The sequence below is a fragment of the Mesoflavibacter sp. genome (assembly GCF_964226795.1).
In the GTDB taxonomy this organism is placed as follows: Bacteria; Bacteroidota; Bacteroidia; order Flavobacteriales; family Flavobacteriaceae; genus Mesoflavibacter; species Mesoflavibacter zeaxanthinifaciens.
This window is the reverse complement of the sequence record NZ_CAXQQP010000002.1, coordinates 79,322-96,531: the sequence shown is the minus strand read 5'-3', so window position 1 is coordinate 96,531 and position 17,210 is coordinate 79,322. Positions and strand designations below refer to the sequence as shown.

General features: G+C 32.9%; 15 protein-coding genes and 1 pseudogene. 14 read left to right on the top strand and 2 right to left on the bottom strand.

Annotation, left to right across the window (positions count from 1 at the left end; translation table 11 throughout):
• Positions 1–76 precede the first annotated feature (76 nt).
• The 12 genes from ACEQT4_RS00665 to acs all read left to right on the top strand — a co-directional run bounded on the left by ACEQT4_RS00665 (position 77) and on the right by acs (position 13,698).
• On the top strand, positions 77–1,573 hold the full coding sequence (locus ACEQT4_RS00665) for an aldehyde dehydrogenase family protein (RefSeq protein ID WP_370225537.1): 1,497 nt from the start codon (positions 77–79) through the stop codon (positions 1,571–1,573).
• A gap of 69 nt (positions 1,574–1,642) precedes the next feature.
• Positions 1,643–1,999, top strand: a complete 357-nt coding sequence (locus ACEQT4_RS00660; RefSeq protein WP_223076579.1) for a DUF779 domain-containing protein — start codon at positions 1,643–1,645, stop codon at positions 1,997–1,999.
• A 193-nt stretch (positions 2,000–2,192) separates the two neighbouring features.
• On the top strand, positions 2,193–2,612 hold the full coding sequence (locus ACEQT4_RS00655) for a helix-turn-helix domain-containing protein (protein ID WP_223076580.1): 420 nt from the start codon (positions 2,193–2,195) through the stop codon (positions 2,610–2,612).
• Positions 2,613–2,726: 114 nt separating this feature from the next.
• Positions 2,727–3,971: a hypothetical protein gene (locus tag ACEQT4_RS00650; protein ID WP_027879888.1), complete on the top strand. Its 1,245-nt coding sequence runs from the start codon at positions 2,727–2,729 to the stop codon at positions 3,969–3,971.
• A 26-nt stretch (positions 3,972–3,997) separates the two neighbouring features.
• Positions 3,998–4,258 (top strand): DUF4212 domain-containing protein, encoded by a 261-nt coding sequence (locus ACEQT4_RS00645; protein ID WP_027879889.1) that lies wholly within the window; start codon positions 3,998–4,000, stop codon positions 4,256–4,258.
• Positions 4,259–4,288: 30 nt separating this feature from the next.
• Positions 4,289–6,055 carry a sodium:solute symporter family protein gene (locus tag ACEQT4_RS00640; protein WP_370225535.1) on the top strand — a complete coding sequence of 589 codons (1,767 nt, stop codon included), beginning with the start codon at positions 4,289–4,291 and terminating at the stop codon, positions 6,053–6,055.
• 118 nt (positions 6,056–6,173) lie between these two features.
• The gene (locus tag ACEQT4_RS00635) at positions 6,174–6,368 is read left to right on the top strand and encodes a hypothetical protein (protein WP_370225534.1); all 195 of its coding nucleotides are present in this window, start codon (positions 6,174–6,176) and stop codon (positions 6,366–6,368) included.
• Positions 6,361–9,051, top strand: a complete 2,691-nt coding sequence (locus ACEQT4_RS00630; RefSeq protein ID WP_370225533.1) for an ATP-binding protein — start codon at positions 6,361–6,363, stop codon at positions 9,049–9,051. The genes ACEQT4_RS00635 and ACEQT4_RS00630 overlap by 8 nt, the downstream gene beginning before the upstream one ends.
• An 18-nt stretch (positions 9,052–9,069) precedes the next feature.
• A complete protein-coding gene (locus tag ACEQT4_RS00625) occupies positions 9,070–9,435 on the top strand; it encodes a response regulator transcription factor (RefSeq protein ID WP_027879892.1) in 366 nt (121 codons plus the stop codon).
• Positions 9,436–9,520: 85 nt separating this feature from the next.
• Positions 9,521–9,739 (top strand): hypothetical protein, encoded by a 219-nt coding sequence (locus tag ACEQT4_RS00620; RefSeq protein ID WP_027879893.1) that lies wholly within the window; start codon positions 9,521–9,523, stop codon positions 9,737–9,739.
• Between the two features lie 2 nt (positions 9,740–9,741).
• Complete coding sequence (locus ACEQT4_RS00615; RefSeq protein ID WP_370225531.1) at positions 9,742–11,634, top strand: acetate--CoA ligase; 1,893 nt, start codon at positions 9,742–9,744, stop codon at positions 11,632–11,634.
• 156 nt (positions 11,635–11,790) lie between these two features.
• Positions 11,791–13,698 carry an acetate--CoA ligase gene (acs, locus tag ACEQT4_RS00610; RefSeq protein WP_370225530.1) on the top strand — a complete coding sequence of 636 codons (1,908 nt, stop codon included), beginning with the start codon at positions 11,791–11,793 and terminating at the stop codon, positions 13,696–13,698.
• A 355-nt stretch (positions 13,699–14,053) separates the two neighbouring features.
• Here the strand turns inward: acs and ACEQT4_RS00605 are convergent, their stop codons facing one another.
• Positions 14,054–14,248 (bottom strand): cold-shock protein, encoded by a 195-nt coding sequence (locus ACEQT4_RS00605; RefSeq protein WP_027879896.1) that lies wholly within the window; start codon positions 14,246–14,248, stop codon positions 14,054–14,056.
• Between the two features lie 1,030 nt (positions 14,249–15,278).
• Between ACEQT4_RS00605 and ACEQT4_RS00600 the strand changes: the two are divergent.
• Positions 15,279–15,818: pseudogene (locus ACEQT4_RS00600) on the top strand (type I restriction endonuclease subunit R); the annotation flags it as partial.
• A 339-nt stretch (positions 15,819–16,157) separates the two neighbouring features.
• A complete protein-coding gene (locus tag ACEQT4_RS00595) occupies positions 16,158–16,466 on the top strand; it encodes a GIY-YIG nuclease family protein (RefSeq protein ID WP_370225529.1) in 309 nt (102 codons plus the stop codon).
• 100 nt (positions 16,467–16,566) lie between these two features.
• Here the strand turns inward: ACEQT4_RS00595 and ACEQT4_RS00590 are convergent, their stop codons facing one another.
• Positions 16,567–17,208 (bottom strand): PolC-type DNA polymerase III, encoded by a 642-nt coding sequence (locus tag ACEQT4_RS00590; protein WP_370225527.1) that lies wholly within the window; start codon positions 17,206–17,208, stop codon positions 16,567–16,569.
• Between the last annotated feature and the right edge of the window lie 2 nt (positions 17,209–17,210).

Sequence of the window (17,210 nt, the reverse complement as noted above, 5' to 3'; positions counted from 1 at the left end):
GAAAACTATCAATGTTACATTGTTAATAAATAATGATTGAAAACTAAATAATAACTAATAATCTAAATTAATAACTATGAGTTACTCTAAACCAAAATTTAAAGCATCCTATGACAATTTTATAAACGGAAAGTTTGTAGCACCTATTGGAGGTGAGTATTTTGAAAATACATCACCAATAGATAAATCTTTAATTGCAAAATACCCAAGATCTCAAAAAGAAGATGTAGAACTTGCTTTAGATGCAGCCAATGCAGCAAAAGAAGCTTGGGGTAATACTTCGGCAACAGAACGCGCAACACTTTTAAATAAAGTAGCAGATATTATTGAAGAAAACTTAGAAGAATTTGCTTTAGTAGAAACTTGTGATAACGGTAAGCCAATCCGTGAAACGTTAAATGCAGATGTGCCACTTTCTGTAGATCATTGGAGGTATTTTGCATCGTGTATTCGTGCAGAAGAAGGTAGTGCAACAGAGTTAGATCAAAACACTTTATCCATGAATATTAAAGAGCCACTTGGTGTCGTTGGACAAATTATTCCATGGAACTTTCCATTATTAATGTTGTCTTGGAAGTTACCACCAGCTTTAGCAACAGGTAACTGTGTAGTATTAAAACCAGCAGAACAAACGCCATCTTCAGCAACCTTATTAATGGAAAAGATTGCAGATGTGTTTCCTCCAGGAGTCATTAATGTGGTACATGGTTTTGGACCAGAAGCAGGTAAACCTTTGGCATCGAGCTCTCGTGTAGACAAAGTTGCTTTTACAGGCGAAACGACAACAGGACAGTTAATCATGCAATATGCATCTAAAAATTTAAATCCAGTAACCATGGAGCTTGGCGGTAAGTCTCCAAACATTTTCTTTAATTCGGTTATGGATCATGATGATGCTTTTTTAGATAAAGCTATAGAAGGCGCAGTATTGTTCGCTTTTAACCAAGGTGAAGTATGTACTTGTCCATCTCGTATTTTAGTACAAGAAGATATTTACGATAAGTTTATGGAGCGTGTTGTGGCGCGTACTAAAGCAATTGTACAAACTAGTCCTTACAGTACAGATTGTATGGTTGGTGCGCAAGCCTCTAATGATCAATATGAAAAAATTCAATCTTATATAAAAATAGGAAAAGAAGAAGGAGCTAAAGTTCTTTGTGGTGGTGACGCTAATAAAGAAGGCGATTTAGGCAACGGATTCTTTATCCAACCAACCATTCTTGAAGGTCATAATAAAATGAGAGTCTTCCAAGAAGAAATTTTTGGACCAGTAGTTTGCGTAACCAAATTTAAAGACGAAGCTGAAGCTTTAGAGATTGCTAACGATACACTTTACGGTTTAGGTGCAGGCGTTTGGACCAGAGATGCACACCAACTATATCAAATACCACGAGCTATAAAAGCAGGTCGTGTTTGGGTAAACTGTTACCATTCTTATCCAGCACATGCGCCATTTGGTGGTTATAAAAAGTCTGGTTTTGGTAGAGAAAACCATCAAATGATGATGAGTCACTACCGCCAAACTAAAAACATGCTAATCTCTTATGATAAGAATAAGTTAGGTTTCTTTTAATAGATAGAATATAATAGCAGATAAAGGCTGGGTTAAATTAATTCAGCCTTTTTTATTAAATTTATAATAATGCAACGATTAGACATAACAGAACAAGCAAAAACAATAGTTAGGCAGCTAAAAGAAAAACATGGCGATTTAATTTTTCATCAAAGTGGCGGATGTTGTGATGGATCTGCACCAATGATTTTTGAAAAAGATGATATGTATTTAGATGAAAGTGATATTCATCTTGGAGATATTGAAGGCGTTCCTTTTTATATGAATCAAGATCAATTTCAATATTGGAAACATACACATTTAACTATCGATATCACCGAAGGAAGAGGTGCAAGTTTTTCTTTAGAGATTCCTTTAGGGATCCGTTTTATTATTCACTCTAGATTATTAACAGAAGAAGAAGATACTTACTTTAATCATAAATAATCATACAAGCTACAAGTTAAAAACAAAACCCTATAATACCGTATTATAGGGTTTTGTTTTATTGTTAATTATAAGCTTAAAAAAATATAAATTTTATATGTTTTTGGTTTTAAAAATATGTATTTGATAAATAATTAAGTTTTTGAATCATTTTTTATTGCTAAATTAATATATTTATGCTAAAATAATATATATGAAAATTGATTTGTGTCCAAATTGTGGTTCTGATCACTATATTAAAAGTGGAATTGTAAATGATAGACAACGCTATAAGTGTAAAAAATGTAACTATTTTTTTTCGGTAAATAAGATAGGTAAGAAGATTGACGACTATTACGTAAACAAGTCACTACAACTATACTTAGAAGGATTAACCTATAGAGAAATAGAGCGTATTCTTGGCGTGTCTCATGTAAGTATAATGAATTGGGTAAAAAAATATAATATTAAAAGACCTTATAATTCTAATTATCATCCAACTTATAAAATATTAAACGCCACAGAATTAGGTAATTATTTTCAAAAAACAGAAAATATTAAAGGAGCAGGAGTTGTTGTAACAGAGCTAGGAGACAAATTTATGCTAATAAAATGGGAGCGTTTTAAAGATTAGTATATATAATTAACAGATTTATATATTAATTTTTTGTTAACACATTCTTTTTTAGAGTTTAGTAGTGCACACAAAACCAATATTTAATTATTCACTAACTAACTCTTTAAAATTATGAGAAAACAAACATTCTTATTTTTAATAGCAGCAGTATTGCTTTTTCCTTTTTTAGGAAATGGTCAAGAAGCAGAAAAAAAAGAAGTAGACCATTCTTACAAACCACTAAAAGTAAATCTTAATGAAGATGGTAGTAAATACATAAGGTTTATTACTTGGCATCAATTATGGCTTGAAGCTAGAAGCGATCAAAAAGGAATACGACACTCTATTAGAAGGTCTAGATTATTAGCTTACGCACAAATCTCACCAAGATTTTTAATCTTAACTCACTTTGGACTTAATAGTTTAAGTGCAGACAATTTAACCGCAAATCCAAATTCACAAACAGCAAATAATAGAAGTTTATTGTTTTTACATGATGCTTGGGCAGAGTTTGCTATAGAGCCAGGAAAACTTCATGTTGGTTCTGGTTTACATTATTGGAATGGCATTTCAAGGTTATCAAATCAAAGTACATTAAACATGATGACTTTAGATAATCCTGGAGCAGGAAACTCTGATGTAAGGTTATTTCCATGGAATAATATTACAACAAGTGATCAGTTTGCACGTCATTTAGGGATTTATGCTAAAGGTTCTTTAGGTAAGTTCAGCTATCGTATAGCAGCAAATAATGCAAGAACAAACGTAGGAGTTTTAGGCGCTACACCAACTTACCAAGTCGATAATACTATAGGAGATGGTGTTTGGAATTACGCAGGATATTTTAAGTATGACATCTTTGATAAAGAATCAGATAAATTGCCTTATTTAGTTGGTACTTATTTAGGTAAGAAAAAAGTATTAAGTATTGGTGCTGGTTTCTTCCATCATCCAGACGCATTAGCGGTAAACGATTTAAATAATAGAGAATCTGTAACACACTTTGCTGTAGATGCATTTTACGATGCACCGTTAAACGAAAACTTAGCAATTAGCGCTTTAGGTGCTTATTACAATTATAATTATGGTGATACCGACGGATTTAATACTGGTGGTTTAGTCCCATCTTCAGGAACAGTTGTTCATGGTCAATTAGGACTTTTATTTAGAAAACATAATGTAATGCCATATATAACTTACAATACATCAAATATGGATTTTACGCCAAATAATAGTGATGAGTTAGGTTTAGGACTTAACTATTTTATAAACGGTCATTTTGCTAAAATAACTGCAGAATATACTACAGGTACCAAAGGAGCAACAGGAGCAGAGTCTACTAATATCTTTAGACTACAAACGCACATTTTTCTATAAACAACTAATTAAAACTAAAGAACATTATGTCTGATAAACAACAACACGCAACAGCGTACTGGAAAGAAAACTTAAAGTATTTAATCATACTGCTTTCTGTTTGGTTTATAGTGTCTTACGGATGCGGAATCCTTTTTAAAGATGCTTTAAATGAAATAAGACTTGGCGGATTTAAACTAGGGTTCTGGTTTGCACAACAAGGATCTATTTATGTATTCGTAATTCTAATTTTCGTTTACGTAAGATTGATGAATAAATTAGATAAAAAATACGGTTTCGACGAGTAAGCCTTAACTAAACTAAAAACAAAAAACATTATGAGTGTACAAGTATGGACATGGTTATTAGTAGGGCTATCTTTTGCTCTATATTTCGGAATTGCAATTTGGGCTAGAGCAGGCTCAACAAAAGAATTTTACGTTGCTGGTGGTGGTGTTTCACCTTTAGCAAATGGTATGGCTACAGCAGCAGATTGGATGAGTGCCGCTTCTTTTATTAGTATGGCGGGTATTATTTCGTTTGCTGGTTATGATGGTTCAGTCTATTTAATGGGTTGGACTGGAGGATATGTGCTATTAGCGTTGCTCTTAGCGCCTTATCTGCGCAAGTTTGGTAAGTTTACTGTACCAGATTTTATTGGTGATAGATATTATTCTAACACTGCACGTACTGTAGCTGTAATATGTGCCTTAATTGTTTCATTTACATACGTTGCAGGACAAATGCGTGGTGTAGGTATTGTATTTTCACAATTCTTACAAGTAGATATTAATTTAGGTGTAATTATTGGTATGGCTGTGGTTTTAGTATTCTCTTTATTAGGAGGAATGAAAGGAATCACATATACGCAAGTAGCACAGTATTGTGTATTAATCTTTGCGTTTATGGTACCAGCGTTTTTCATCTCTATGCAAATGACAGGAAACATCATACCTCAAATAGGAATGGGAGGAACTGTTGAAGGCGGTGAATTTTTACTTGACAAATTAGATGCATTACATACGCAACTTGGTTTTAACGAATATACTAGCGGAACTAAAAGTACTTGGGATGTATTTGCTATTACTTTAGCTTTAATGACTGGTACAGCAGGATTACCACACGTAATTGTACGTTTCTTTACCGTGCCTAAAGTTAAAGATGCACGTAAATCTGCAGGATACGCATTATTATTAATTGCTATTCTTTATACAACTGCACCTGCAATCTCAGTATTTTCTAGAACTAACTTAATCGAAACAGTAAGTAATAAAGAATACTCTGAAATTCCTGAATGGTTTAAAAATTGGGAAGATACAGGATTAATAGCATGGTCAGATAAAAATGGCGATGGAAAAATTCAATATGTAGCTGGCAACGCTTTAGATGGTAAAAAACCTGTATATACCGAAGAAAGAGGGCAATATGGACAACGTATGGTAGCTAATGTAAGTGATGCCTCTAACGAGCTATATGTAGATAGAGATATTATGGTATTAGCAAATCCTGAAATTGCAAACCTACCAAACTGGGTAATTGGTTTAGTAGCAGCTGGTGGATTAGCAGCAGCTTTATCTACAGCAGCAGGTTTACTATTAGTAATTTCTACGTCAGTATCTCACGATTTAATTAAAAAGCAATTAAAACCAGATATCTCTGACAAAGGCGAATTAACTTGGGCACGTGTATCTATTTTTGTAGCTATATTAATTGCTGGTTACTTTGGTATTAATCCTCCAGGGTTTGTGGCAGCTGTCGTCGCACTAGCATTTGGTCTAGCAGCAGCGTCATTCTTTCCGGCGATTATCTTAGGTATTTTTGATAAGCGTATGAATAGCAAAGGTGCTATTTCAGGAATGGTTGTAGGTATCGTAATTATGTTATTCTATATGATGAAATTTAAATTAAACATGTTTGGTGGTGGTACTGCAGAAGACTGGTGGTTTGGGACATCTCCAGAAGGGTTTGGTACTGTAGCAATGCTAATAAACGTAGTAGTTTCGGTAGTAGTATCAAGGTTAACACCTGCACCGCCTCAAGATGTACAAGATATGGTGGAAAACATTCGTATTCCATCGGGAGCAGGTGAAGCTTCTTCACATTAAAACATTGTTCTTTATCTTAAAATAATTAAGAGCATATTTTAATTTAGTTAGTTAAAATCAGCATTACAAACTGTAATGCTGATTTTTAATTATATTAGTATTCTATTTAAATATTTATATGAAAAAACGCCACGAGCAAAAACTAATCGTCCTCTCCATAGCATTATTTTTAATGCTTAATATACCTTTTGTACTTATTTTTAATATTAATGGACATGTGTTTGGCGTGCCTTATTTTTATGTGTTTATATTTTCTACTTGGTTACTTTCAGGAGTAATTTCGTTTATAGTTTTAAAACGTCATTATGAGTAATTATGCGTTAGTAGTTATAATTGTATTGTATTTAGCAGTGTTGTTTTACATTGCTTTTATTGCTGAAAAAAAACGACAAAGCAAATGGGTTAACAACCCTTATGTCTATACGTTATCTTTAGCTGTTTATTGTTCTGCATGGACCTATTATGGTAGCGTTGGTATTGCTGCAAATTCTGGTATTAATTTTTTAACTATTTATTTAGGACCTGTTATTGCTGCGCCTTTATGGATTACGGTATTGCGCAAAATTATTCGTATTTCTAAGCAACATAAAATTTCGTCTATAGCAGATTTCATTTCTGTACGTTATGGTAATAATAGGTTTTTAGGCGCTTTAGTAACAGGTATTTGCTTAATTGGTACCTTACCTTACATTTCTTTACAACTTAAAGCAGTATCTGAGACTTTTGAAATAATGTCTGATGATACAAGCTATATTTCTACGTCAATAATAGACGACTCTACGTTTTATGTCGCCTTGCTATTAGCCATTTTTGCTGCTTTTTTTGGGACACAAAACACCGATGCATCCGAAAAACATAAAGGGATTATTGCTTCGGTAGCTTTTGAGTCTATTATAAAACTCTTATTCTTTTTAATTATTGGTGTATATGTTACGTTTCACCTGTTTAATGGCACTACAGATATTTACAATAAAATATCCAAAATAGACAATTTAATACCGCTAACCACTATAGATAGCTTAGAAGAAGGTTTTAATTGGCTTTTTACTATGGGATTGTCTTTTATGGCTATATTCTTGTTACCAAGACAATTTCAAGTTGCAGTACTAGAAAATAATAGAGAAAAACACCTTAAACATGCTATCTGGATGTTTCCGTTATATTTATTACTGTTTAATGTATTTGTAATCTTTATTGCTTGGGCAGGAAAATTAAGTTTTGGTAATACTCAAAATGCCGAATATTACACACTGTTCTTGCCATTAGAGCAAGGTCATTCGTTTTTAGCAACCCTTGTTTTTTTAGGTGGTTTTTCAGCAGTAATTTCAATGGTTATTGTATCTACTTTAGCATTATCAACAATGGTTAGTAATAACTTAATTATACCTTATGGGTTTTTAGATAAATTCATTAAAAATCAACCTGAACGAAATTCTAAATACATTAAAAATATAAGACGCATATCAATATTCTCCATAATAATTGTAGCGTATTTTTTTTATATATCGTTTTCTAAAGAGCTTTCCTTATATTCTATAGGGTTAATATCCTTTACTATTATAGCACAATTAGCACCGTCATTTTTTATTGGTTTATATTGGAATCGTGGTTCTGCAAGAGCAGCTATTATAGGTATGGTTGTTGGGACTTTAACAGTATTGTATACCTTGGTGTTACCCTTCACTTTAGATGCTTTTGTAGGTAAAGATTCTTTTACTCGGTTGGGGCTTTTTGGTGTAGAAGCATTGAAGCCTTATGCCTTATTTGGATTAGACTTTTTAAGTCCACCTGCACATGCATTTTTTTGGAGCATAACTTTTAATGTTATGTTTTACTTAGTATTTTCATTAATCTATAAAGGAAATTATAGAGAACGTAATTATGCCGAGATGTATGTAGATAGTAAAAACTTTACAACCTTACAAGACAGCGCTTTAGTATGGAAAGGAGAAGCGTACGTTAATGATATAAAAAATGTATTAATTCGTTTTTTAGGAGAATATAGAGCCAACCGTGCTTTAAATATCTTTTTTACTAAATATAAACTACCTCAAGACACACAGTTAGCAGATGCTAGATTAATTAATTTTTCAGAAAAACTACTAACCGGTAGCATTGGTGCTGCTTCAGCTAAAATATTAATAGCAAGTGTCGTCAAAGAAGAACAAATTAGTTTGGTAGAAGTGCTTAAAATTTTAGAGGAGTCTAAAGAAAATATTGTAAACAATAAAATGTTGCTAGAGCAATCTCAAGAGTTATCTCAGTTATCATCACAATTAAAACAAGCTAATAACGAGCTTATAGTAAAAGATAGACAAAAGGACGAATTTTTAGACACTGTAGCACACGAGCTTAAAACACCAATAACAGGTATACGTGCAGCAACCGAGCTATTAATGGATGAAGACGATGATATGCCTAAAGAGATAAAACAACAGTTCTTAAAAAATATACTTCAGGATTCAGATCGTCTAGGACGCTTAATTAATAACATTTTAGATTTTGAAAAACTAGAAACCGGACGTCTAAATCTAGATATTAATCGTAACGACATATGTAGTACTATAACAAAAGCAATATCTAGTTTAAACCATATTGCAGCAAAAAAAGAAATACGTATAATTAATAAAAACAAAAGCCAACTGTATTTAGAGTATGATGAAGACCGCATCCTACAAGTACTTACAAACCTATTATCTAATGCGTTAAAATTTTGTGCTCCTAAAACAGGAGAAATAGTTGTAGATTACTCGGTTTTTAAGCAACATATAGAAGTCTCTGTAAGTGATAATGGTAAAGGGATACCAGAAGAAGATCATGATTATATCTTTGATAAATTTTATCAATCTCAACACCAAAACACAATAAAACCACAAGGAAGCGGATTAGGTTTGGCTATTACAAAACAAATCATAGAAAAACATCACGGAAAAATCTGGGCTAAAAAAGGGTTAAAAAATGGCGCAAGTCTTGTTTTTACGCTACCTTTTAAGTAAATTGTACAACATTTTTATATGAAGAAGAAGATTTTAATTGTAGATGATGAGCCTAACATTGTAATGTCTTTAGAGTATACCTTTAAAAAACAAGACTTTGAAGTGTATATAGCAAGAGACGGAAGTGAAGCGTTAGAGATATTAAAAACCCAAACGCCAGACGTTATATTGTTAGACATAATGATGCCTAATGTAGATGGTTACCAAACATTGTCATACATAAAATCAGATAAAAATTTAAAAGATATAAAAGTGGTTTTTTTAACCGCTAAAAATAAAGCGTCAGATATAGAAAAAGGACTAAATTTAGGTGCAGATAAGTATTTAACCAAACCCTTTTCAGTAAAAAAAATAGTTTCAGAAATTATGGAACTTGTCGCTTAAAAACATAAAAGTTAGTCTTAATATGACTAATTAAATATTGGTTTTGTGTGCAAACAAGCAAGTATTTAATTAAAATATAAAGACAATGAAACTTCGTATCAATCCACTAGCATCAGATATAATAATATGTATCTACGTTGTTGCTACGTTATACCTTAGATTTAAATGGCAAAGCCAAACTATTGTAACACCAATGTTATCTATTGTAGTTGGTTTATCTTTTGTAGCTATAATTTGGGCTTTAATTAAGCTTAAAGTACTTAACCCTAATTGGTTCGGTCTTTTTAACTCTAAAAAAGCTTAGTTATGCCGTATCAAGATTTCTATAAAAAAAGTATTAAATATCCAGAACAATTCTGGAAAGAACAAGCGCAACAATTAGACTGGTATAAACAACCAAATACCATCTTGTCTAAAGACCAACATGACTATTTTCAATGGTTTGAAGACGGTCAACTTAACTTAAGCTATTTATGTATAGACAAACATATAAAAGATGGTTATGGTAATCAAAATGCAATAATTTATGACTCGCCAGTTACCAATACCAAACAGCATATAACCTATAATCAATTACACAAAGAAGTCTCTAAACTTGCTGGCGGATTACTAAGTTTAGGACTAAAAAAAGGCGATACCTGTATTATTTACATGCCTATGATACCGCAAGCCTTATATGCTATGCTAGCATGTGTAAGGATAGGAGTCATACATTCGGTAGTATTTGGTGGTTTTGCGCCGCATGAGTTAGCCATTCGTATTGACGATTGCAAACCAAAAGCTGTTATTACCGCTTCAAATGGAATCGAAATACAACGCATCATTCCATATAAACCTTATGTAGACAATGCTATTGCACAAGCTAAAAACAAACCAGAATATGTTGTTGTGTTTGATAGAAATCAAGATGTAGATATTCCTAAAAAAAGTTATGATGTAGACTATAAAACTTTAGTAGAAACATCCTCTGCAGTAGATGCTATACCTTTACCAGCAACACATCCTTCTTATATTTTATATACTTCCGGCACAACAGGAAAACCAAAAGGCATCATTAGAGATACTGGAGGCTATGCTACTGCGTTAAAATTCTCAATGAAAAACGTATATGGTGTCAATGAAGATGATGTCTATTGGGCAGCTAGTGATGTAGGTTGGGTTGTAGGTCATAGTTTTATTGTGTACGGACCGTTATTAAACCGAAACACAACTATTCTCTTTGAAGGTAAGCCTATAAAAACACCAGACGCTTCAACCTTTTGGCGTGTTATTAGCGAGCATAATGTAAAAGTCATGTTTACAGCACCAACAGCCATTAGAGCGATAAAAAAAGAAGATCCCGAAGGGCAATTGATTAAAAACTATGATTTATCCTGTCTAAAATATCAATTCTTAGCTGGCGAGCGTTGCGACGTAGCAACTTTAACTTGGACCCAAGAAAAACTACAAGTTCCGGTAATAGATCATTGGTGGCAAACAGAAAGCGGTTGGCCAATGCTAGCAAATATGGTTGGTGTACAGTTACAAGAAATAAGACCAGGATCGGCAAGCTTTCCGGTAAGTGGTTATGATATTCAAATTTTAAATGAAGAAGGTCACGAAGTAGAAGCAGGTGTAGAAGGTTATGTTGCTGCCAAATTACCATTACCTCCAGGAACATTAATGAATTTATGGGGAAACACAGAACGTTTTAAATCAGGATATTTAAACAAATTTTCAGGGTATTATTTTTCTGGCGATGGTGGTTATAAAGATGAAGATGGCTACATATTTATAACAGGTAGAGTAGACGATATTATAAACGTTGCTGGTCACAGATTATCTACTGCCGAAATGGAAGAAATTGTAGCCTCTCATAAATCTGTAGCCGAATGTGCTGTATTTGGAGTGCATTGCGATATAAAAGGACAAAAACCTCTAGGCTTAGTAGTTTTAAAGTCAGATAACACAAATGATAATGATACCATTCAAAATGAAATTATCAAAGATGTGCGTCATGAGATTGGCGCAGTCGCTTCATTTAAAGACGTATTGGTAGTTAACCGATTACCAAAAACTAGAAGCGGTAAAATTCTTCGTAAATTGTTACGAAATATCGCAGACGAACAACAATATAACATTCCATCAACCATTGATGATGTTACAATTATAGACGAAATAAAAACAATTTATCAAACCCATCATATTGGGATACATTAAATCTCAATGAAATGTACTTTGGCTAATCGCAAAACATTGGTCATTGAGCATAATGAAAGAGAGAGCAAGAGATAAAATATAAATAAATAAAATGTCTGGTCGAGCGTAGTCGAGACCTATTAAATTAAAACAAAACTAAAATAACATATATCAATTATGAGTAATTATCATATCAAACACTTAGAAGAATACTATCAAGTCTACCGAAAATCAGTCAGAAACCCTGAGGTGTTTTGGGAAGAAATAGCAGAAGAACATTTTTTATGGCGAAAAAAATGGGACAATGTTTTAAGTTGGGATTTTTCCAAACCAGAAGTAAAATGGTTTGAAGGCGCACAACTAAACATTACCGAAAACTGTATAGACAGACATTTATACACAAGAGGAGATAAAACCGCTATTATTTTTGAACCTAACGACCCTAAAGAAAAAGCAGAACATATCACATACCGCCAATTACACGACCGTGTGTGTCGTATGGCAAATGTATTAAAAGATAAAGGCATTGGTAAAGGCGATCGCGTGTGTATTTATTTGCCAATGATTCCAGAATTAGCCATTTCTGTATTAGCATGTGCACGTATTGGTGCGATACATTCAGTAGTTTTTGCTGGGTTTTCTTCTACAGCATTAGCAACGCGTATCAACGACTCAGAATGTAAAATGGTTATTACCAGTGACGGATCGTATCGTGGTGCAAAAACCATAGACTTAAAAGGCATTGTAGATGAAGCGTTAGAAGATTGTAATTCCATAGAAAGCGTTTTGGTAGCAAAACGAATTAATAGTGATATTAACATGAAAGACGGTCGTGACCATTGGTTACAACCTTTATTAGACGACGCTTATCACGATTGTGTGCCAGAAATTATGAATGCAGAAGATCCGTTATTCATCTTATATACTTCAGGTTCCACAGGAAAACCAAAAGGCATGGTACATACTACAGCTGGATATATGGTCTATACAGCTTACACGTTTAAAAACGTGTTTCAATATCGCGAAAAAGATGTGTATTGGTGTACAGCAGATATAGGTTGGATTACAGGGCATAGTTACATTGTTTACGGACCATTATGTAATGGTGCTACAACCGTAATGTTTGAAGGTGTACCAAGTTATCCAGACTTTGGTCGTTTTTGGGATATTGTAGAAAAGCATAAGGTTAATCAATTCTATACAGCACCAACAGCTATTCGTGCATTAGCAAAAGAAGGTGTAGACCACTTAGAAAAACACGATTTATCATCTTTAAAAGTATTAGGAACCGTTGGCGAACCAATTAATGAAGAAGCTTGGCATTGGTATGATGATAACGTAGGAAAGAAAAAAGCACCAATTGTAGATACATGGTGGCAAACCGAAACTGGAGGAATTATGATTACACCAATAGCATTTGCAACACCAACAAAACCAACCTATGCAACGTTGCCTTTTATCGGGATTCAACCAGCATTAATGGATGAACACGGACAAGAAATTAAAGGCAATCAAGTAGATGGTCGCTTGTGTATAAAATTCCCTTGGCCAAGTATGGCGCGTACTATTTGGGGCAACCATCAACGTTATAAAGACACGTATTTCTCAGCATACGATAATAAATATTTTACTGGTGATGGCGCGTTAAGAGATGAAGTAGGGTATTACCGTATTACAGGTCGTGTAGATGATGTTATTATTGTTTCTGGTCATAACCTTGGTACTGCACCAATAGAAGATGCTATAAACGAACATCCAGCAGTAGCTGAGTCTGCAATTGTAGGTTTCCCTCATGATATAAAAGGAAATGCGTTATACGGTTACGTGACATTAAAAGAAACAGGCGAAGGACGTGATCATAATAACTTACGTAAAGAGATTAACCAATTAATCACTGAGCAAATAGGACCAATTGCTAAGTTAGATAAAATTCAGTTTACAAATGGATTACCAAAAACACGAAGCGGAAAAATTATGCGTCGTATTTTACGTAAAATAGCAAGTAAAGACACTGGTAATTTAGGTGATACTAGTACATTACTAAATCCAGAAGTCGTACAAGAAATTATGGATAATGCTTTATAATATAGACTTTATAAGAGTGATCTTTAAAAAATTAATTTTTTAACCTAAACAAACCTTAGTTATCATTTATTTGATTTTTTAAGTGTAAAACACCTTCAATTTTGGAGGTGTTTTTTGTTATTACTAGCATCGTCAAGTCATTATAAATATCCCATTGTCATTGCGAGCGCAGCGAAGCAATCTCTTTTTAATGACTATTAATTAATGACTAACTAACCAAGACATAAATTACCCTTAAACCAGAAAAAAAATTCTATAGTCACTTCGATCGTAGAGAGAAGTCGCATAAAAAAAGACCGTTTATTTAAACGGTCTTTTACAATTTTATCTTAGAAGATAAATATGTTTTTTTTGATTAAAAGATTACTTCTACGTTAACCGCATTTAATCCTTTTTTTCCTTGTTCAGTATTAAACTGTACTTTGTCATCTTCTTTAATATCATCTCTTAAACCAGAGTTGTGAACAAAAATGTCTTCTCCTGTTTCTGATGATTTAATAAATCCGAATCCTTTTAAATTGTTGAAAAATTTTACTGTGCCTTCTTGCATCGTTACTTAATTTTAAATTACTAATAATGTGTTTACAATAAAGAACGTCCTAGTTAAGAAAAGCATACTAAAGATTAATAATTAGATTGCATAAACAATCTATTAACTTAAAAACACTATTGAAAAGTAATTGAAAAATAAAATTGGAAAGAAGAGAAAAACTCGTAAAACTAATTGTACTATATACTACCTTAAACCTCTATAGGTATCTTTTATTGAGTTGCAAACATAGACTATTTAATTAACACCACCTAATTAATTGATACAAAAGAAAATAATAATAGTTTGATAATATGTTTGAGATACTATAATCGATATACAAAGCACGGTTTTATTTTCATTGCCAGCATTATCCTATTGTCATTGCGAGCGCAGCGAAGCAATCTCTTTTTAACGATTAATGACTAACTAAGACACAAATTTCACTAATTACTACTAATCCATTACAAATTTTAACCTACCACGTCACTTCGAGTGATACACGACGTAAGAAGTGTATTGTATCGAGAAGTCACATTAGTTGTATAGAATGTAGTGTTTGTTTTTTTTTGAAGCACATGAACAATACTTCGACAGGCTAAGTATGACAACCTATTGTCCAATCTATAGTCTTACTTAAGGATTGTCATTACAAACATCCCATTGTCATTGTAAGTAACCTATAGTCATTGCGAGGACGCAGGACGAAGCAATCTCAATGTTTATTGCTAATTGAGAATAATGCACAAAAAAAGCCTAAAACACCGCTAGAACTCCGTTTTTAGGCTAAATTTTATAAGGTCTTGAGTGTTTCTTACTCACTCGTCATTGTATATACAAAGTAAATACTTAACAAATGTATGTAAAATAAATGTAGATTTTTGTAAAAAATCATTAAATTTTTAGGAGTCAATACTTTAGCTAGCTGTTATTTAAACCAACTTAAATTTATCTTTATTTTTTATTGAACAGGGTTTCAAATTATTAAAAAGTTGGTATATTTAAACTCTCCCAACTTTGATATAGTAGATTGATAATTGAATTCAATTAAATGACAAAACACATTTCAGAATCTGATACTAGAGCTAATTTTATAGATCCAAAATTGGCAAAAAGTCAATGGGAAGCTATCCATATAATTAGAGAGTATTGCTTTACAGGTGGTAGGAAGTTGATAGGTAATAAACGCGGTAAGCGCTTGTTCTTAGACTATCTTCTTAATTTTAATAATACCAATTTAGCTATTATTGAAGCTAAAAAGCTTGGTGACCATCCAACCAAAGGTTTACAACAGGCTTTAGATTATGCTGACAAACTAAAAATAAACTTTGTTTACGCTACTAATGGTAAGCAAATTTATGAGTTTGACAAAAGAACAGGTAAGGGAGATTATATTAACCAATTTCCAACACCTCAAGAACTTTATAATAAAGTTTACGGTAAACAGAATGCGTTAAAACAAAAACTACAAAATATTCCATTTTTATTGATAGGTAATTTCGGACCAAGATATTACCAAGAGATTGCCGTAAATAAAGTCATGGAGAATATTGCAGATGGAAAGGATCGTATTTTGCTAACTTTATTAACAATAAGCAATTAACAATAATTAATGAATAATGAGATTACTTTGCTACGCTCGCAATGACAGACTAATTGTCACTGCGATGAGGTACGAAGAAGCAGTCTAGTTGGACAATTAGACAATAATCAATAATCAATAAGATTGCTTCGCTGTGCGCGCAATGACGTTACAGTTGTCATTACGAGGACGCAGGACGAAGTAATCTATTTTAATCAATGAGTAATTAACAATTAGCAATACAAAAAGAGATTGCTTCGCTACGCTCACGATGACATGGGATGCTAGTAATGACATGAGATGCTCATAATAACAATAGGACGCTCGCAATGACATAAGAATAAAATAATGAAACCCGGCTTTACTTACATAATGACCAACAAAACTTACACGACTTTATACGTTGGTGTTACCAGTAATATTGTAAAAAGAGTACAACAGCATAAGGATAAAGTAAATATGAAATCTTTTACTGCACGTTATAATTTAAACAAGTTGGTTTATGTTGAAGCGTTTCAAAGTATAGGTGATGCCATAGCTAGAGAAAAGCAACTTAAAGCGGGTAGTAGAGCTAAGAAGATAGCTTTACTAGTAGCGACTAATCCTGATTATACTGATTTGTTTGATAGGGCTAAGGAAGTGTATGGTGATATGTGAGTATGAGTTAGATTGCTTCGCTGCGCTCGCAATGACATTGGATACTCGTAATGACATTGGATGCTCGTAATCACATTAGAATGCTATAAATAACTATATTCTAATACCTCCTCAATACATCCCTTAGTGTTAGTCTTTTATTTTTCGCTTTAAGTAAGGCGCAGAGTTTTAAAAATAGAATAGCGGTTAAATAGGCATCACCAGATGCAGTATGCCGATCGTGCATGGTAATATTAAATTTGTTGCACAAATCGTCTAAACTGTAATGCTTATCCGTTTTAATATATTTGGTTTTGCGGTATAAAGTGCCGGTATCTACCGTTTTATTTTTTAGTTTAGGCAAGCCTAAGCGTTTTAAAGCTTCATTAATCATTGCAACATCAAAGTGTACGTGATGCGCTACAAGAATAGCTCCTTCAATGTGTTTTAAAAACTGTTTGATAGCTTCCTTTTCTTCTATTTTATGAAGAGATCCTTCTTTTAAAATACCATGGATTTCAACAGTTTTTGTATTAAAATGTTCTTGTTTGATGTAGCACTCTAGTTGGTCTGCAACATCAATTTGAAAGTTTATGATGGTTACTGTACCTATTGATAATAATCGATCCTGTTTAGGATTTAAACCTGTGGTTTCGGTATCAAAAACCACAAAGCGTGTATCTTCTAGGCTGTATTTTTTATGAAAGCTATTGGCATAGCTATTCCAAAATTCGGGATATGTTTTTGATTTAAACCAACGCATAA